Genomic DNA, 17,032 nt, shown 5'->3' with positions numbered 1-17,032 from the left:
AACCGTGTCACGCTGAGCAAATGCCTCTCCACTTAAGCGGGGCAAGTCCAGTCTACCCACCACGCTTACATGACCTAAGCATATTGGGTGCGTTTTCGTGAGTGGGAAGCGGGGCGTGCGAATGGCATTATGGCCACCGGCACTATGTGTCGCGATGAAAGGTCGGACACATGGCCGCACCAACCAGCATAGCAAGGCGATTGTTCAAGCTTGCCAACGGAGGGCCCCCACACATGGGTCATCGTCGCGCAATATCATTCGCCCGTTACCGATCGAACACCAGCCTGATGTGCGCCAATGCCGGCTAGTACACCGGCGGCTGACGCAAGGGTGGCATTGTGCATGGGAGTAGCGGCGTCACCTGCTGCCCATATGCCGGACACCGAGGTAGCACCCCATGAGTCTATCTTTACGTAAGGTCCGGTCGGACCGTCCTCGTGCTCACAGCCTAGAAGCTCAGCTAACGGTGACGCCGGCTTTGTCCGGGGGGCAGTGAACAATGCCGCGACTTGGACAATACGTCCGTCAGCCAGACGGACACCGTCCAGCGCCGGTGCGTCACCCAACAACTCGACGACCGGTGTCCGCTCCACCGTCACGCCACGCGCCTCGAAAGCGAGCAACTCTGTGGGCTCGGGATCATACTCGCCTTGCGTAAAGTACGTCGTCGGTCCCCAATCAGGGATAAGCAGCGCCTGATGCGGTGACATGGGATGGGCTGCAAGTACCCCAAGCGGCTGATCGCGAACCTCGTAGCCGTGACAATAAGGGCAGTGGAGCACGGTTGAACCCCAGCGTTCTCGCACGCCTGGAACGGTCGGCAGTTCGTCAGCCACACCGGTAGCCAGGATAAGCCGCCGCGCAGGACGCTCGCCACCACCTGCAAGGCGGAGGCTGAAGCCTCCAGCGACAGCCTGCGCACCTAGAACTTGGCCAGACAGGATCTCGGCAGTGGGATAGCGGCACAGTTGATGTCGAGCGTCGCGCATGATTGCTGCAGGCGCACGTCCATCCTGCCCCAAGAAACCATGGGCTTCATCCGCAAACCGGTTTCGTGGCAGCCCGGCGTCAATCACCAGCACGTTCTGCCTTGCACGTGCCAGCTGTAGGGCGGCCGACAGGCCTGCGAAGCTGCCCCCGATTACAATTGCATCGAACACGTCATTACCTTTCAGAGAACTTTACGTGTTACATGACTAGATAACGGGCCTTTTGCAACAGCAAAAGTGGCGTGATACGGTCGAGAGGACGGTATGGAGGTCGGATCCTTGGACGCGCGCTTATCGAGAATGCTGCACCTGCTGATCCACATGGCGCGAGCGGAGGGACCGCTAACGTCAGAAGCAGCTGCGGCCATGCTGAATACCAATCCGGTGGTGGTCCGACGGACAATGGCCGGTTTGCGTGAGGCCGGCTATGTCAGTTCAGTCAAAGGCCACGGAGGGGGCTGGTCGCTGACGCGAGAGCTTGAGAGCATCACGATGCTGGATGTTCACCGGGCGCTTGGCGAAAATCGAATCTTTGCGCTTGGCCCTGCCAATCCCGCGCCTGATTGCCTTGTGGAACAAGCAGTCAACGGATCGCTGGAGGATGCACTACGGCAGGCGGAGGCTGTGTTGCTGCAGCGTCTAACCGCGGTAACGCTAGCCGACATTGCAGCGGATTTTGAACGTCGGATGGCAGGATTGTCTTCCGAGGAGATCGCGGAACGAAGACGCTCCCATCTGCAACGCCCTGCCTGAACCAACGTCCGGTGTAAGGATGCGAACAAGGGGCAGCTGAATGACAATTATGGGTCTTCACGGATGTAGAACGAAAGCCTTGAGCAGCTGCTGTTCCAGAGGTGGTGTTGGCCTGCTGGTATGCCTGGACACTACTCCGATTCACAGTGTCAGGCTTGCGCGTACGAAGACAGATCGGCCGTTGAAGCCGAACGGCGAGATTGCATTGTACGGCTGGGTTCCGGCGTTGTCCGACCCGTTCGTACCAGCAGCCACGCTCGCGACGGTGGAGGCGAGGTTTTCGTCCGGATAGACATCGAACAGGTTCTGGGCGCCTGCGCTCAGCCGTACAGCGCTCGTCGCCTGCCAGGATAGCTCGACATCAGTCAGCATCTTTGCCCCGAATGTCTGAATGATGTCTGAGTTCGCGGTGCCGGGTGGCGTCACTGTTCGCGTTTCGTATCCGGTGACCAGTGCCGCCACCTGTGCAGGCGTCCGGTTCTGGATCGCGATCGTAGAAACCTCGCCGTAGCGCGTGTTGGTGACCGACAAGGTCACGGGACCCCGCGTGTAGTTTAGGTCGAGGGTCACCTTGTCGCGTGGCTGGCTGTCGGAGAAGCGTAGCTGCTGCGTGACGTCGAACAGCGGCGTGGTGATGCCAAGCGCTGCGATCGGGGCAGGGGTCGGCGCAATCCGGTCGAACTCCGTCCGGTTGTAGTTGCCCGCCAGCGTACCGGTAAACCGGCTGCCATCGCTGAAGGTGCGGCGATAGTTCATGACGAGATCGACGCCCCGGGTTCGGGTATCTACTGCGTTGGTGAGGAACGACAATGCCGCGAAGCCGGACTGGCCGTTGGCTGCAAGAAAGTTGGCGAGGCGCGCATCCTGAAAGGTTGACGAGATCGCGATCCGGTCCCGCACCTTGATCTGATAGGCATCGAGGGTGACGGTAAGCCCGGCAACGTCGAACACGGTGCCAGCCGAGATGTTGTTCGATCGCTCGGGCTTGAGGTCATTGGCCCCGGCAAGACGCGCAGCCGGCGTATCGACTGCGGCCACGCGCACGATCGCCTGGGTGCCGTTCAGGATCAGCGTGTTGGAAGCATTGTAGCCGGACTGTGCCAGTGCCGGCGCACGGAAGCCGGTGTTATAGGATCCACGCAGTGCCCAGCTGCCGATCAGGCCAAGCCGGCTGGCGACCTTGAAGTTGGTGGTGTCGCCGAAATCGGAATAACGCTCGTGTCGCACTGCACCGGACACCAGCAGTCGGTCGAACAGGTCTTTCTCGACCTCGCCATACAGCGCATAGCTATGCCGGTTCAGGGATGCGCGGTCATCAGGACCGTTGCTTGGCCCGGGCTGCGAACCGATAATTGCGGGCTTGCCGGCGTTCGGACCGTCCAGGATCGGCACGCCGCCATTGCGGTAGCCATCCGGTGACCCGGAAAAGAGCCGGTAGGTCTCCTCACGATATTCGAGTCCGAGGGCTAGCTTCAGAGGGCTGCTGTCGCCGACCGGGATTTCGCGGGTGAGGTCGAGATTGCTGGTCCACTGATAGAAGTCACTTCCGTTCCGGTAGAAGCGGCTCGGTGACGCTGCGCCTAACGAGACATTGACGCTGTTGACGTAGGTCAGATCCTGCGTGCTGACGCCGTAAACGCTCGACAGATCCCAGCCAAACCCCAGTAGGTCACTACCGCGCAGACCGACTGCGGTGGAGAAGTTCTCGATCCGGGTGTCGAGTCCGGGGCTGTACCCATCCGGGTAGATCGCCCGGACCGTTTCGTCCTGCCCGGCACGACGGAACAGGTAGCGGATGTCGCCGTCGACCCGGTTGTAACCGCCAAACGAGTAAATCTCCACGTCACCGGGGGCCGCGGCGACGAGGTTGTAGAAAATCTGCTTGTTGGTGTTCGGTTGATCGCCTTGCTGGAACACGTTGCGATCGAAGCCCGCTTCCCGTGGATCCAGCGTACCAGCGGGTGCCGTCAGCCCTGTGCCCGATCCAAAGTTGCCGGACGGCAGCACAGGGCGCCCGGCAGCATTGGTGCCGAAATACTGCTGACGGGTATCGGGCCGGGCGCGGTTGGTGCCACCGCGATCCTGGTAGGCGGCAGTCAAGCGGAACACACCGTTTGCGCCAACCGGCACACCCACGGAGGCACTGGCCTCGTAAGTGTCCCCATCACCTTCCGTGGTGGTCAGGTACGTCGTCTGCGCGCGCGCACCGACCGAGCGATCCAGGAACAAGCTGATGACGCCTGAGATAGCGTCCGAGCCATATTGAGCCGCTGCGCCATCGCGTAGCACTTCGATCCGCGACAAAGCCAAGGTGGGGATGGCGTTGAAGTCGATCGATACGTCGCCCCGGCCGATACCGTTGCTGGAGTTGAGATCCGATGCGGTATGGCGGCGCTTACCATTGACCAGAACCAGCAGCTCGCCTGGCCCCAAACCGCGCAAGGATGGTGGCTGCAGGAAGTCCCCGACACCTGAGGCCAGAGGACGCGGTGAGCTGAAGCTCGGCACCTGGACCTTGAGCATCTGGATCAGATCGACCCGACCGCTCTGCTGAAGCTCTTCCTGCGATATCGCATCGACTGGTGTCGCAGACCCAATACGCGTGCGGCCACCAAACCTGCTGCCGGTGATCACGATGTCGTTATCGCCGCTCGGCTCTACGGCCGCCTCAGCAGCCGCTATGTCCTGCTCGGTGTCTTGCGCCAACGCGGGGGGTGGCAGGGTGCAGGCAGCCGACAGCAGGATCGCGAGCGATTTCATTATTACCCCTTATCTTGTTATGATATTATGTCTCGTGACGTAGCCAAGTCGTTGGCCGGGATCAAGGAAGGAGGTTGTATGAACGATCGTCGGGTTTTTCTGGGTGGAGCGGCCGCTGCGATCGTTGGTGCGGCGAGCCCCGGAAGGCACGAGCAGACGGCACGAACTTCGCAGAACGCTATGATGTTGAGCGCAGCATCACGAACCTTGGTGCCGCGTGTTACGGTGCAATGACGAGGAACTCTGCGGCGGTGTACCGTGCCCATGGCGAGTGGGTGAACCGCAACAATGCGCTGTTTCTGCGCAGCGCCTTGCCGGCGCCGACCAGAGACGAACGGCTACAGCCTGCAACGGACGCTGTCCCTTCCCTGATTGGCGCTCGGGCAGACGAGGTTGCACTGTGCGGAGGCGGAACCGAGGCGTTGTACGGGCTGATCGTCAACTATTGGCGCCTGTCGGCAAGAGATGCCGTCCTGATGGCTGACGTCGACTACGACGAGATGCAGCACGTCATAGCATACCCGGATGGATCACGCGGCGTTCGACCTGTTCGAATGACTGTGCCTGAGCCTTCGACGAAGGCCAATATTCTTGGTGCCTACGAGGCTGCGCTGAAGCAAAATCCAAGGATCAAGCTGATCATGCTCACCCAAGTCTCCAATCGCAACGGCCTTGTGATGCCGGGACGCGAGATCGCAGACATGGCACGTCGGCACGGTGCCGACGTGATCCTCGACAGTGCCAAGGCGGTTGGCTTGCTGCCAGTCGATAGCAGACGGGAAATTCGATTTCGCGATTGTCACTGCCGACTATACGGTTAGCCTGTCTGACCGACTGGAGGCCCGCGTGCGACGATTGATCTTCTGCTTTGATGGTTCGTGGAACAAGCTCGACACCAAGTCGTATCCCACCAACGTAGTTCTGCTCGCCGAAAGCGTACCGCCGGTCGATCATAAGGGCGTCCAGCAGATCGTCTATTACGACGAGGGCGTGGGTACCGCCTCTGATGAGACCATCCGCGGCGGTGCATTCGGCAAGGGCCTGGTCCAGAACATCCGCGAGGCCTACCGGTTCCTCATCTTCAACCATCTCGCAGGCGATGAGATATTCGTTTTCGGGTTCAGCCGCGGCGCTTTCACCGCTCGCTCATTCATCGGGTTCATTCGCGCCATCGGCATCCTGAAGGTCAACGATGCCAATCAAATCAACGAGGCCTGGGCGTTGTATCAGAAGCACGCCGTTCGCAATAGCGACACGGACGATCTTCTGAAATTCCGCGCTCGCTACTGCCCGGATCTGTGCGTGAACGAGGCCGAACGCGATTGGCGGCGAGCCAACGACGGCGTGGTCGGAACGAGCGAGTGGCCCGTCCTAAGAATTCGCTATTGCGGCGTCTGGGACACGGTCGGCACGCTGGGGTGGAAGGCCGTCTCGGCGGTCGTCGATCGGCGAAAGGACAAGACGTACGACAATCACGACACGGACCTTAGCGATACGGTCGATGCCGCCCGCCATGCCGTCGCGCTCGATGAACGGCGGATACATTTTCTGCCGACGTTGTGGCGAAATGTCACCGAACTGAATGCTCGGGTCGGAAAGGCCGACGCGGACGCAGACTCGCCTTATCAGCAGAAGTGGTTCGCTGGCGACCACGGTTCTGTGGGGGGTGGCGGACCTGAGCGCGGGCTATCCAACGCGGCTCTCCACTGGGTGCTGCGTGGTGCGATTACGCAAGGTCTCTCTATCAATCTCGCGGGCCGGTCGCAACTCGATGATATCCGCTACAATGCGCGAGCTGCGCTTCACAACACGCCGCAGGTCGGCCTGGGGCCCGGCCGAATTGGCATCGGCGCTTTTCGCTCGATCGTCGGCTGGGTGAAGGATGCTGCACTGACCGCGGTTCGGTCCGGTCCTACGGCAATGGTGGACATTCATCCGTCTGTCCTGCGGCGGTGGTTTACCAAACCGGAGGAGCTGCCGGAACGACGGCCGTATCGTCCGGCGGCGCTCCGAGGGTTAATTGACCGGATCCAGAGTGAACGATCTGTATTTGCGGCTCCGATCGATGAAACGATCTATCCTCGGCACATCGTGACGGAGGGAGAAAACCTTTCGGTGATCGCGCGAGACCGTCTTGGTCATGGAGGGCGGTGGCAGGAGATATTCGAGATCAACCGCGACGTGCTCGATATCGAGCACGACATCTTCCCGGGCGACGAGTTGCGGCTGCCTCCGGACGCTCGACCATCGGCGGTGAAGAATGCTCCATCGGCGAAATCGGATGCCGATCCCTCATCGTGATCTGATCATGATCCTTTTCGACGCGCGTCCGGACCGACGTACACGTACGTTTATTGCGGCGGCTGAATGCGGCATGATGTCGACACCGGGGAGGGCGGGGGTAATTTCTCTCTATGTGGGCAGCGACAGGTCAGCAAGCGTGGCCGGTAGGCCGCCTTGCGGGGCCTTGGCCTTCGGGGATGCTTGTCACCTTTAACAAGGGCGCATGCGGTGCGGGAGATCTTCGCTTCTACAACCAGTCATACGAGTTGTCGTATGACTGGTCAGATGGAGGTGGTCGGCCGGGTGTCTGGCCAGCGCCGATGGTCGGACGCGGAGAAGATTGAGATCCTGACCGAGGCATTCCGGCCGGGAGTGCGGGGCTACTATGGCATCGCGCATCGCGAGGTATCGAGCAGCCTGATCTACACGTGGCACAAGCAGTTGCGCGAAGGCCAGCTGGCAAGCGTGGGGCCTTCGTTGCCGGTTTTCGCTGCGGAGCCCGTCACGCCGACATCGCAGTGTGCGCCATGCTGCTCGGGCTTCATCCAGATCGAGCTGCCGGACGTCGTGCGGGTGAGTGTCGATGCGCATGCGGATGCAGCCGCGCTGACACGGGTGTTGTCGGTGCTGCGGTGAGTGAACCACCCTGGGTTCGCCGGAGGCGTGCTCTTGAATTTCCGACAGCCGGCGCAGCTTAGGAAGAAAAATGGTGCTTATTACGTCGATCACGAAGGACGTCATCATAAACTCGGTCATACTGTAACGCTAACCGGGCAGATGGGTGGTTGGCGGTCAAACGCGTTCGCACGGCGGAGGGGGGTGCCGTCGGCATGCCGTGACTTTGCTGTTTTCGCGGTCATGTGACATCCGCTCCATCAATCAATGAAATAGCCCGGGCGTTTCGGCCTATCAGCTAACGGCCGCCTTCCGGATCGCGCCGTTCCAACGTCACCTCACCGACCGGATCGCCTGAAAGCCCACCACCACCTATCGACTGGAAAAGTTGATCTTCCCATCGCCCCTATAACATGGGGGTGGACGCCTACCGACGGCATCGATGTGCCGGAGTGGCGGTGTCGAAGCACCACTGGATGAGGCGTTCGGGAGCGATGCCAGTCTGGTCGGTATTGATCTAACGTCAGCTTCCGAAGATGCTGAACGGAACGCCGATGAATATCCCGATGCTGAGGTCGTCGGTCCTGCCGCCCGTTGGATCCGGCCTGTCTGTGTATATCGCCCGAAGACCGCCGCGCAGCTGTCCGGCGTCGTCGCGCGCGATGTAGACCGGCACGTCGAGACTCAGGATGTCGTTGCTGGTGTCGTAGCTCACCCGTGGCGACACGGCGAAGCGGGTGTAGTTGAGGAGACTCGATGGGAACGCCTGCCTGAGGTCGAACGCGATGATGCTCGCATTCCTCCGAACCGGTGCGCCATCGGCACCCGTCAGGCATTGCGTGGAAGAGATGTCTGTTGATTTGCACTGAGAGTTGACCCGGCGTTTTCATCGAGAAGTGACCCGGGTCGTGAAGCTAATGTCATGCCCGCAGGGTTGCGGGTCAAGTTGCGGCCTTCTCCTTTTTTGGCTTGCCGGCCTCTGACCGGACGCGGAAGCGGAAGCTGTCGTTGCCGGTCTCGACAATGTGGCAATGGTGGGTAAGGCGGTCGAGGAGCGCGGTGGTCATCTTGGCGTCGCCGAAGACGCCAGCCCACTCGCTGAAGCTGAGGTTCGTGGTGATGATGACGCTGGTCTGTTCGTAGAGCTTGCTGAGCAGGTGGAAGAGCATGGCGCCGCCCGAGGGACTGAACGGCAGGTAGCCCAGCTCGTCGAGGACGACGAGATCGAGGCGGAGCAGGCGTTCGGCGAGCTGCCCGGCCTTGTTCATGGCTTTTTCTTGCTCGAGCGCATTGACCAGGTCGACGGTGGCAAAGAAGCGCGCCTTCCTGCGCCGATGCTCGATGGCCTGCACAGCAAGCGCGGTGGCGATGTGCGTTTTGCCGGTGCCGGGGCCACCAATCAGAACGACGTTGTCGGCACCGTCGATGAAATCGCCCTGGTGGAGCTGACGGACCATGGCCTCGTCGATCTCGGCGGAGGCGAAATCGAAGCCGGTCAGATCCTTGTACGCCGGCAGCCTAGCAGCCTTGATCTGGTAGGAGATGGATCTGACCTCACGCTCCGCCATCTCGGCCTTGAGCAACTGGGACAGGATGGGAACGGCCGCATCAAAGGCAGGGGCGCCCTGTTCGATGAGGTCGCCGACGGCCTGGGCCATGCCATACATGCGCAGATCGCGCAGCATGACGACCACTGCGGCACTGGCAGGGTCATGACGCATGGCGCACCTCCTTCATCAGCGTGTCGTAGCGACCAACATCGGCTTGTGGTTCGCGGCGCAGGACCAGCGCCTGGGGCGCATCGATGGGCGTGACGCTGGCGGTCTTGCCGTCGACCAGCCGGTGCAGGATGTTGAGGATATGAGTTTTGGTCGCGACGCCCGCTTCGAGGGCAAGTTCGACCGCGCACAGCACGGCCTGCTCGTCGTGCTGGAGCACCAGCGCCAGAATATCGACCATCTCCCGGTCGCCGCCCGCACGCCTGAGCAGTTGCTGTCGCAATTGCCGGAATGCGTCGGGCAACTCGGTAAAGGGCGCACCATTCCGCATGGCGCCAGGCTTGCGCTGGACCACCGCCAGATAGTGCCGCCAGTCGTAGATGGTCCGCCCCGGCGAGCTGTGCGCCCGGTCAATGACCCGGGTGTGCTCGCACACCCTCTGCCCCTCGGCGACCACGACGATGCGGTCGGGATAGATCCGCAGGCTCACCGGCCGGTTCGCGAAGGAGGCCGGGACACTGTAGCGGTTGCGGTCGAAATGGACGAGGCAGGTCGGCGACACCCGTTTGGTATGCTCGACGAAGCCGTCAAATGGCCGGCCCGGTTGCATCAGATCGGTAACTTCACGTGCCCATATCTCGGCGACGGTGCCGGGCAGGTTCCCGTGCGAGATCTGCGCCCACTCGGCGATGCATTGCCCCTCGAGCCATAGGTTGAGCGCGTCGATGTCGGGAAATGCGGGCAGCTGCTGCCACAGGCGGCGACGCGCATCCTGGACATTCTTCTCGATCTGGCCCTTTTCCCAGCCCGATGCCGGATTGCAGAATTCGGGCTCGAACAGATAGTGGCTCGCCATCGCCGCGAAGCGCGCGTTGACCTGTCGCGCCTTGCCCGTGCCGATACGGTCGACCGCGGTCTTCATGTTGTCGTAGATCCCGCGCCGCGGCACCCCGCCCAGCACCCGGAAGGCATGCTGGTGCGCATCGAACAGCATCTCGTGCGTCTGGAGCGGATATGCCCGTACGATGAACGCCCGGCTGTGCGACAGCTTGGTATGGGCCGCCTGCAGCTTCACCCGCTCGCCACCCAGAACGGCCCAGTCCTCGCTCCAGTCAAATTGGAAGGCTTCGCCGGACTCGAACACCAGCGGCACGAACGTGCCCCGGCCCGTCGTCTGCTCCTGGACCTGACGGTCCGCTTTCCACGCCCGGATGAAAGCCGCTACCCGACTGTAGGACCCGTCATAGCCCAGCACGATCAGGTCGGCGTGGATCTGCTTGGCCGTGCGCCGCTGTTTTCGGGACTTCGCCGTCTCCGTCTTCAACCAGCCCGATAACCGGTCGGCATATGGGTCCAGCCTGCTCGGCCGGATGACTGTCTCAAATTTAGGCTCCACCGCGTCCGACCGCAGGTATTTGCGGATCGTGTTACGCGACAGTCCCGTGCGGCGGGTTATCTCCCGGATCGACATCCCATCCCGGAATGCCCAGCGCCGGATGACGCTCAGTAACGCCATGTCTATCACTCCTTGATCCCCCGACAGCCAGCCGGGGTGAGGTTGAGACACGGGTCACTTCTCGGTGGAAATCTATGCCTTCGCCGGGTCAGCTCTCAGTGGAAATCAACACAAAGGCCTCATCATCTGAGAAGTTGGTCCGAGGCAGTCTATCCGTGATACAAAGAACACCGATCGCATATCCAGCCCGATCCAAAATAGCGGCACCCGCAAAGAATTTTATAACCCCATTATCGACAAATGGATTACCAGCAAATCGCGGATCGTTTGGCGCATCTAAGATGAAAAACACCTGATCAGGGTCGTGAATCACATAGCTGCATAAGGAGGTGGAACGACGGTATATGCCCATCATACCGCCAGACGACGCTATCACATACTGCGTTTCCTCGATCATCAACGTTATCGCACACCAGTGCGAGCGAAGCGCGTGGCAGGCGTCATCGACAATATGGAACAGGGTAGGATCGCCAACCCGGTTTAATAAACCAGATGATCTTGCCGCCTCGCTTCGTTCCCGTTCATTTCGTGGCAACGGTGCCGGGGTGAATATGGTTATTCCCATAATGTATCCTCGACACAGCGCTGTGCCGTAATGTTAACGCGTATTTTCATCAATTTACTAGCGGCATCAAACCCGTTTCGACTTAGATAGCATTTACAATTTGTCGTTATGCAAGGCCGCGAATTCGCAGCCCTATGATGACTGCCGTTATCAAAATACCGGCTTCACGGCGACAGCAAGCGCGCCCTTCTCGCTATCAACGATGCGGGCCAGAACCGATTGTCCGGGCTCGACCGCCACAAGCCCACCGCGCCGCAGGGTTTCCATATGGACGAACACGTTGGCGCCATCGCGGTCGCGGACCAGAAAGCCATATCCGCTCACCCGGTTAAACCATTTCACGCTGGCTGGCTCGAATGGCCCGGCGCTGTCGATCATGCTTAGCGGATCGGTCCGGTCTTTCCGTGGAGGGGGTAACGCCTCAACCACCGTCTGTGGCAGGTCGATCGTCATGATCCGGCGGACCTGCAGGCCCCGGCTGCCTTGAACAGCCAAAGCCTCTATCCGGGCGCCGGTGGGCAAACTACGCCGGCCATGGGCTTTCAGCACGCTGAAATGGATTAGGACATCATCTAGCGCCGGATCGTCTGCCACGACAAAGCCAAAGCCCCGGGGGACGTCGAACCATTTGACCACACCGGCGATCGATATGACCGCATCGTCCGTGTCGCCTGTAGGCTGTAACCCCTCTGGCATTAGCTATCCCTCACGGCGCCCAGCTAGCATGGTTGCGTATGTCGACATATGCCTCGGGCAGAGGACCCAACGCCGTGATGACTTGATGCGGTTGCTGGAGACAAGCGCGATGAGCGCAAACCAGGGTCAGCGCCCGACTTGCGGGTTGGCATGCTTTCCATCTCGCCATAGATGACGGCCTCGCCGACTTCGTCTTGGCCACCGGAAGTACCACCACCATGCAGATCATCGTTCGCGATAACAATGTCGATCAGGCGCTCCGTGCCCTCAAGAAGAAGTTGCAGCGCGAAGGCGTCTACCGCGAGATGAAGCTCCGCCGGCATTACGAGAAGCCCTCCGAGAAGCGCGCCCGCCAACACGCTGCTGCGATCAGTCGCGCGCGTAAGGCGGACCGCAAGCGTGCTGAACGCGATCAGTAATCGACAGGGCGCCAGCCTGCGCCAGCCTGCGCCATTCATCGCAGGAATGATTCAACCTGACTCATAGCAATTGCGCCTGAGCGGGTGTGCGGCATCGTCAGGGCATGGAACAGCTGATCACGCATGCCTGCGGTCACGAGCAGGCCCATTATCTGGCCGGCTATGCCAGCCAGCAGGAACGCAAGGCACGCTGGCTACAGACCACCAGCTGCCGGGCCTGCTTCATTGCTGGCAAAAAGGCAGCGCAAGCCGAGGCGGCGACGCGTGACGGGGCGGCGGTCGCCCATCTTGATCTACCTAGGCTCGCCGGCAGCGACCGGCAGGTGGCCTGGGCCACGACGATCCGTGCCAGCCGGCTGGCGACCATGATTGCCGATCATGAGACGACCCTTGGCTGGCAAGCCTGTCTCGCTGCGACCGACGCCAAATGGTGGATCGATCACCGGGAACTGCCGAACGCCGATCTGTTGGCCATGGCTGCCACTGCCTCGGCGAGAGTAGGTAGCTTGGTGGCCGCCACTCCGGACCCGGCCGCCCGACAGGCAGCCTGAGATCAAGCCCCGACACCGTTAAGAACGCCTTTGCCTGCTTTTCAGCGGTTGCGCTTCCAGCGTTTGTGGGATGGCGCCCCGCAGACGCCATCCCGGTAATACGCTTGGGTTCGATGATTAAAGATCATCGCGCTCGACGTCACTCCTCGTCGGCATCATCCTTCTCGAGCAGTTCGTCGATGGTTTCGCCGAGCAGATCGAGCTGCTCCAGCGTGGCGGATATCTCCATCGTCTCGCCGTCCTCGTCCTCGATCAGCAGCAGATAATCCTCGCCCTTGGGCTCGATCGTGAAGCGCGAAAGTGTCTTGGCCATGATGATTGTCCTCTTGGTGAGTTTGATGACGGAGTGACGGTGTGCCTGCTTCTTATTCCTCTTCGGCCGCTTCCGCCTCGGCCTTGGTCTTGTGACTGACCCCCTGATCTTCTGCAGGTGGGGAATAGACGGTGAAAAGCTTTAGCGGCTCGTCACCCTGGTTGATGATGTTGTGCTTGGCGCCCTTTGGGATGATAACCATGCGGTTGGCGACGATCTTGGTTCGGCTGCCATCGACGACGGCCTGCCCCTCACCGGCAACAATGAACGTCGTCTGATCCGCATCATGGGTTTCCTCGCCGATATCCTCACCCGGCTCGATGCTCATCAGGACGACCTGGCAATTTTCATCGTAATAGACCTCCTTCTGGAAGTTCTTGTTCTTGGTTGCGAGGTCGATCATGTCCTTGTTGAACACCGCCATGCTGCATTCTCCGAAATCAAAGGATAGCCGGCCAAAGCCGCGCAGACGCGAACGAGTCATGCTGCCGTTGGCTCCGGCATAAGGTATAGGAAGAGGCTAATCTGGATCAGTTTTTCAACCTGGGCTGGGATTGTGGCGCCTCCCGCAGTTGGGGTGCCAGGAACAAGTCCATGGAACTGCCGTCAAAGCGTCGCAGATACGCCATCGGCAAACTCGCGAAGCAGCAAGGCGTCGCCATGGGTGAATTCAGCATGTGCGATTTTGTCAGTGACGCACAGCACGCCAATCGCAACGCCAGCGCCGTCCCGGATAGCCGTGCCGGCGTAGAAGCGGATCAGGCCGTCGGATATGAAGGGGTTGCCAGCGAAGCGTTCGTCGATTGACGCATCCAGGATGACGAAGGGCTCATTCGGCGCGGCGATCACATAGCTGCTCAACGACGTCGAACGGCGATACATGCCGATCATACCGCCGGATGAGGCAATGACGTGCTGCATCTCGCCAACCATGACGGTTACCCCGCACCAGGCCGAGCACAGGACCCGTCGAGCATCTTTCGCGATCCGGGTCAGGGCTGGATCAGCGACACGATCGAGTAGTCCGGACTGGCTGGCTGCTTCGCTGCGCCGGGCCTCATCACGAGGCATAGGCGCAGGGGTAAAGACCGTTATACCCATCCCTAGTCTTGCCACCCCATTCGACGTCGCGAGCCGACGGACCGCGGTCATTATCCCGACAACGACAGCAAGAATGACCGAAGCGTACTCAATCGGCAAGGCCGGTTTCGTCAGTGATCGCCACCTGCCATCTGCTTCGCGGTGATCACCGCAGCCATGCACCATACACCATGCAAAAAACCTGGTCATTGCTGGCGATGTGGGAACAATCAGAACAATGCTTCCGCCGGCCCTCGGGGGAATGAAGACCGGCGGAAGCGCAGAAGGGGCGGATTCATCCACCTCTGCTGTGGCCTTGATATGGGAGAAATGGTTGATCAACCGTGTCGCGCTTTATCATCGCGCTGGAGTTTTTCGCTGTGCGGAGCCGACTGGCGTTTGATCCCACTGACATGAGATCAGCCCTCGCCTGTGGCAGACGCGTGTATCGGCTACCGATCCTGACCTATCTCCGATAGGTACCGTTCAAGCATTTGCCGACCGCTATCACTGAGGAACACCTCGATCCGTCGTCTGTCGACCATGTCGGCATTGCGGGTCACAAGGCCCAGCTTGGCAAGGTGATCGATCCAGCGCTGGCAGGTGGTAAGCGGAGCCTTGGTGGAGCCGGCAAGCGATTTGACGTTGATCACTCGATTGTCGTGCCAGCATACATAGAGCGTCAGCAGCATATCCCATGCTGGTTCGTGAAAAAGCTCGGCCGGCAAAAACCGATGCCGAAGCTGCCTCCCTTCGATCAGCTCCCTGACCGCAGCGATCTTTGAGCCTTGCTCCGGTTTGCCCGGCTGGTCTGCGAGTGGCGCAGCATCAGATACGACGTCAGCTCGTTCACTGAACTCGTCGGCTATCGCCGATAATCTGACGGTAAAATCCTTCACCAGATCAGCTACATATCCCGCGTCCATTTCGTCCCCCTGCTCCGCAGAGATTGGAAAATAAGCCAGCTTGCACGCCAGCCTTGGTCGGCTAGCCGACACATTGTTGACCATTGCGTATCTATCATGGCGTGGGCTACCACATCAAGCTAGAATAGCGCATGACAATCAACGCGGATGGCACAAATGCTTCGTTGGATGCCGCCTCTCTAGCGACCGGGGGTAATACCTTGCTAGCAATGATGACGGTGGCTGATCGCGAGCTGATCAGCCCCTTCTGCACCCGGCAAAAATTTCTGCGGGGCGCCGTACTTGCCGAAGCGAATGAGCTACCCGACGCGCTTTATTTCATCGAACACGGCGTTGCATCGGTCGTTACTCTCTATCCTGACGCCCAGCGCACCGAGATCGCCCTGATCGGGCCGGAAACATTCGTCGGAGCGCCAGTCGTGATTGGAGATGGCCGCTGGCCTTACCGGACCTTTGTCCAGGTTGATCAGATAAGTGCGGTTCGCCTGCCGCTGGCTCATGCTCTGACCGCCCTTCAACAGAGCCGTGACTTGGAACGGCTGCTGACCCAGGCAGTCTACGCGCAGTTGGTTCAAATTGCGGAAGGGTTGGTCAGTGCGGCATGGCAGCGTCTCGATGCACGACTGGCGCGTTGGCTGCTCATGTACCGGGACCGCCTGCAATCCGACCGCCTGGATGTGACGCACGAGTTCATGGCCATGATGATCGGGGCACAACGTACTGGCGTAACCGAGGCCCTTCACGATCTGGAAGGGGCCGGATTGATCACCGCCCAGCGCGGCTTGGTCATCATCCGGGATACAGACGGTCTGCGTCAGTTGGCCGATTATGGATACGGCGTTTCGGAAGCTGAATATGGCCGGTTGTTTTCACGTGATCGTAGCCCATCCCAATAATCGACATCGACGATCTTGATATATCGACTGCGATCATACCTTTGAATTACATGTTGGACGTCACCGTCGATGACGAATCTGATCGCTCGGCAAGGAAAAGGGCATGCGCTATGGCCGCGGCAAGAAGGCAATTGTCAGCATCATCCGCAAGCGCAAGCGCTGCCTCCAAATGTCGCGTCACCGATGATATATCACGCTGGTTATTCATATTACCTCCGCAATCGTCATAGCCCGACGCCGACATATCAGCTCAACCTGATTTGGCATCACTTCGATCAGCCAACATTAATATAAATTATATACTACGCTTTTTGTTAAATTAATTAAAACTTCAATGCCGACATTCACTCCGTCAGAACGTTGATTTAGCGGCATGAATAAGACAAGCTGCTGCCGCAGCTGATGCTGTGATCAATTATGGCCAAGCGTGGTATGATCACAATTCAAGCAGCCTACGCAACGAGATGCATGCTACATTGACCATTTCTTGGATCATCTACAACTAATAAAGGTATATTTGTTACGTTTTAACTAAAAGGGTTGCTCACCTATGTAGTTGCCAGCTTCGGTATAGCGACATACCATAATCTCGTCTCGCATTTCGACAGCACGGGCGCATCCCACCTTTCGAGTCGCCCGCCACATCATCTGAGTATAATGTTGAATATCTCTACCATTACCGGTAGTACTATTGTTTGGAAATTTACCCGGTTTAAAAAACCGCTTCTGTCGCAGCCAGCTGCCAACCATTGCTTCAATCGAATAACGATTTTTGGAGCCAGCCCAAAGATTCTCCCCTTCGGGTTTGCCTGGCTGCTCAGGCGCATGTTTGAAATTACCGGTAACGGCGAGACGATTGGCCCACCTTTGCGCCGATGCAGCCAAAGCTGGATCCCAACGCAATGGCGCAATGCCTAGCTCCGCACGCCCGCGATTATGAGCGGCAAGCACT

At 59.7% G+C, this 17,032-nt stretch carries 19 protein-coding genes; 7 read left to right on the top strand and 12 right to left on the bottom strand.

What is annotated here, in order from left to right:
* Window positions 1-254: 254 nt before the first annotated feature.
* Complete coding sequence (locus tag IFT82_RS19275) at window positions 255-1,160, bottom strand: FAD-dependent oxidoreductase (protein WP_192129752.1); 906 nt, start codon at window positions 1,158-1,160, stop codon at window positions 255-257.
* A 93-nt stretch (window positions 1,161-1,253) separates the two neighbouring features.
* On the opposite strand from IFT82_RS19275, the gene IFT82_RS19270 reads away from it, so the two are divergent.
* Window positions 1,254-1,742, top strand: a complete 489-nt coding sequence (locus IFT82_RS19270) for an Rrf2 family transcriptional regulator (RefSeq protein ID WP_192129751.1) — start codon at window positions 1,254-1,256, stop codon at window positions 1,740-1,742.
* A gap of 141 nt (window positions 1,743-1,883) precedes the next feature.
* Here the strand turns inward: IFT82_RS19270 and IFT82_RS19265 are convergent, their stop codons facing one another.
* A complete protein-coding gene (locus tag IFT82_RS19265; RefSeq protein WP_192129750.1) occupies window positions 1,884-4,502 on the bottom strand; it encodes a TonB-dependent receptor plug domain-containing protein in 2,619 nt (872 codons plus the stop codon).
* 275 nt (window positions 4,503-4,777) lie between these two features.
* Between IFT82_RS19265 and IFT82_RS19260 the strand changes: the two genes are divergently transcribed.
* The 3 genes from IFT82_RS19260 to IFT82_RS19250 all read left to right on the top strand — a co-directional run bounded on the left by IFT82_RS19260 (window position 4,778) and on the right by IFT82_RS19250 (window position 7,421).
* Window positions 4,778-5,323: an aminotransferase class V-fold PLP-dependent enzyme gene (locus IFT82_RS19260; RefSeq protein ID WP_342355166.1), complete on the top strand. Its 546-nt coding sequence runs from the start codon at window positions 4,778-4,780 to the stop codon at window positions 5,321-5,323.
* A 25-nt stretch (window positions 5,324-5,348) separates the two neighbouring features.
* Complete coding sequence (locus IFT82_RS19255; protein WP_192129749.1) at window positions 5,349-6,803, top strand: phospholipase effector Tle1 domain-containing protein; 1,455 nt, start codon at window positions 5,349-5,351, stop codon at window positions 6,801-6,803.
* A gap of 267 nt (window positions 6,804-7,070) precedes the next feature.
* Entirely contained in the window at window positions 7,071-7,421 is a 351-nt protein-coding gene (locus tag IFT82_RS19250) for a transposase (RefSeq protein WP_192129748.1), read from the top strand.
* A gap of 502 nt (window positions 7,422-7,923) precedes the next feature.
* On the opposite strand, the gene IFT82_RS19245 is transcribed toward IFT82_RS19250, so the two are convergent.
* From IFT82_RS19245 to IFT82_RS19225, 5 genes are all read right to left on the bottom strand, one after another.
* On the bottom strand, window positions 7,924-8,115 hold the full coding sequence (locus IFT82_RS19245) for a hypothetical protein (RefSeq protein ID WP_192129747.1): 192 nt from the start codon (window positions 8,113-8,115) through the stop codon (window positions 7,924-7,926).
* A 226-nt stretch (window positions 8,116-8,341) separates the two neighbouring features.
* The gene (istB, locus tag IFT82_RS19240) at window positions 8,342-9,121 is read right to left on the bottom strand and encodes an IS21-like element helper ATPase IstB (RefSeq protein ID WP_192129746.1); all 780 of its coding nucleotides are present in this window, start codon (window positions 9,119-9,121) and stop codon (window positions 8,342-8,344) included.
* On the bottom strand, window positions 9,111-10,634 hold the full coding sequence (gene istA, locus IFT82_RS19235) for an IS21 family transposase (protein WP_192129745.1): 1,524 nt from the start codon (window positions 10,632-10,634) through the stop codon (window positions 9,111-9,113). Before istA ends, istB begins: the two co-directional genes overlap by 11 nt.
* An 88-nt stretch (window positions 10,635-10,722) precedes the next feature.
* Entirely contained in the window at window positions 10,723-11,199 is a 477-nt protein-coding gene (locus IFT82_RS19230; RefSeq protein ID WP_192129744.1) for a GAF domain-containing protein, read from the bottom strand.
* 150 nt (window positions 11,200-11,349) lie between these two features.
* On the bottom strand, window positions 11,350-11,895 hold the full coding sequence (locus IFT82_RS19225) for a cold-shock protein (protein ID WP_192129743.1): 546 nt from the start codon (window positions 11,893-11,895) through the stop codon (window positions 11,350-11,352).
* A 218-nt stretch (window positions 11,896-12,113) separates the two neighbouring features.
* Here IFT82_RS19225 and rpsU point away from each other — a divergent pair, with 218 nt between their 5' ends.
* Window positions 12,114-12,314 (top strand): 30S ribosomal protein S21, encoded by a 201-nt coding sequence (gene rpsU / locus IFT82_RS19220; protein ID WP_192129742.1) that lies wholly within the window; start codon window positions 12,114-12,116, stop codon window positions 12,312-12,314.
* 104 nt (window positions 12,315-12,418) lie between these two features.
* Window positions 12,419-12,865 (top strand): hypothetical protein, encoded by a 447-nt coding sequence (locus IFT82_RS19215; protein ID WP_192129741.1) that lies wholly within the window; start codon window positions 12,419-12,421, stop codon window positions 12,863-12,865.
* 139 nt (window positions 12,866-13,004) lie between these two features.
* Here the strand turns inward: IFT82_RS19215 and IFT82_RS19210 are convergent, their stop codons facing one another.
* The 4 genes from IFT82_RS19210 to IFT82_RS19195 all read right to left on the bottom strand — a co-directional run bounded on the left by IFT82_RS19210 (window position 13,005) and on the right by IFT82_RS19195 (window position 15,184).
* Window positions 13,005-13,178 carry a hypothetical protein gene (locus tag IFT82_RS19210; RefSeq protein WP_192129740.1) on the bottom strand — a complete coding sequence of 58 codons (174 nt, stop codon included), beginning with the start codon at window positions 13,176-13,178 and terminating at the stop codon, window positions 13,005-13,007.
* Between the two features lie 52 nt (window positions 13,179-13,230).
* Window positions 13,231-13,602: a cupin domain-containing protein gene (locus tag IFT82_RS19205; protein WP_192129739.1), complete on the bottom strand. Its 372-nt coding sequence runs from the start codon at window positions 13,600-13,602 to the stop codon at window positions 13,231-13,233.
* Window positions 13,603-13,784: 182 nt separating this feature from the next.
* Window positions 13,785-14,600, bottom strand: coding sequence for a GAF domain-containing protein (locus IFT82_RS19200; RefSeq protein WP_192129738.1), 816 nt, complete (start codon window positions 14,598-14,600; stop codon window positions 13,785-13,787).
* A gap of 110 nt (window positions 14,601-14,710) precedes the next feature.
* Window positions 14,711-15,184, bottom strand: coding sequence for a hypothetical protein (locus tag IFT82_RS19195; RefSeq protein WP_192129737.1), 474 nt, complete (start codon window positions 15,182-15,184; stop codon window positions 14,711-14,713).
* A gap of 131 nt (window positions 15,185-15,315) precedes the next feature.
* Here IFT82_RS19195 and IFT82_RS19190 point away from each other — a divergent pair, with 131 nt between their 5' ends.
* Window positions 15,316-16,080, top strand: a complete 765-nt coding sequence (locus IFT82_RS19190; RefSeq protein WP_192129736.1) for a Crp/Fnr family transcriptional regulator — start codon at window positions 15,316-15,318, stop codon at window positions 16,078-16,080.
* Window positions 16,081-16,611: 531 nt separating this feature from the next.
* Here the strand turns inward: IFT82_RS19190 and IFT82_RS20635 are convergent.
* Entirely contained in the window at window positions 16,612-17,031 is a 420-nt protein-coding gene (locus IFT82_RS20635) for a CAP domain-containing protein (RefSeq protein ID WP_342355167.1), read from the bottom strand.
* Between the last annotated feature and the right edge of the window lies 1 nt (window position 17,032).

This window comes from Sphingomonas sp. CFBP 8760 (assembly GCF_014841615.1).
Classification (GTDB): Bacteria; Pseudomonadota; Alphaproteobacteria; order Sphingomonadales; family Sphingomonadaceae; genus Sphingomonas.
This window is presented reverse-complemented; position numbering and strand designations above follow the sequence as displayed.

What these genes read in the sequence shown, in the direction of transcription:
- IFT82_RS19225 (WP_192129743.1), bottom strand. Translation starts at nt 11,895, where the DNA reads ATGCCAGAGGGGTTACAGCCTACAGGCGACACGGACGATGCGGTCATA.
- IFT82_RS19210 (WP_192129740.1), bottom strand. Translation starts at nt 13,178, where the DNA reads ATGGCCAAGACACTTTCGCGCTTCACGATCGAGCCCAAGGGCGAGGAT.
- istB (WP_192129746.1), bottom strand. Translation starts at nt 9,121, where the DNA reads ATGCGTCATGACCCTGCCAGTGCCGCAGTGGTCGTCATGCTGCGCGAT.
- rpsU (WP_192129742.1), top strand. Translation starts at nt 12,114, where the DNA reads ATGCAGATCATCGTTCGCGATAACAATGTCGATCAGGCGCTCCGTGCC.
- IFT82_RS19250 (WP_192129748.1), top strand. Translation starts at nt 7,071, where the DNA reads ATGGAGGTGGTCGGCCGGGTGTCTGGCCAGCGCCGATGGTCGGACGCG.
- istA (WP_192129745.1), bottom strand. Translation starts at nt 10,634, where the DNA reads ATGGCGTTACTGAGCGTCATCCGGCGCTGGGCATTCCGGGATGGGATG.
- IFT82_RS19195 (WP_192129737.1), bottom strand. Translation starts at nt 15,184, where the DNA reads ATGGACGCGGGATATGTAGCTGATCTGGTGAAGGATTTTACCGTCAGA.
- IFT82_RS19205 (WP_192129739.1), bottom strand. Translation starts at nt 13,602, where the DNA reads ATGGCGGTGTTCAACAAGGACATGATCGACCTCGCAACCAAGAACAAG.
- IFT82_RS19265 (WP_192129750.1), bottom strand. Translation starts at nt 4,502, where the DNA reads ATGAAATCGCTCGCGATCCTGCTGTCGGCTGCCTGCACCCTGCCACCC.
- IFT82_RS19270 (WP_192129751.1), top strand. Translation starts at nt 1,254, where the DNA reads ATGGAGGTCGGATCCTTGGACGCGCGCTTATCGAGAATGCTGCACCTG.
- IFT82_RS19230 (WP_192129744.1), bottom strand. Translation starts at nt 11,199, where the DNA reads ATGGGAATAACCATATTCACCCCGGCACCGTTGCCACGAAATGAACGG.
- IFT82_RS19215 (WP_192129741.1), top strand. Translation starts at nt 12,419, where the DNA reads ATGGAACAGCTGATCACGCATGCCTGCGGTCACGAGCAGGCCCATTAT.
- IFT82_RS19190 (WP_192129736.1), top strand. Translation starts at nt 15,316, where the DNA reads ATGACAATCAACGCGGATGGCACAAATGCTTCGTTGGATGCCGCCTCT.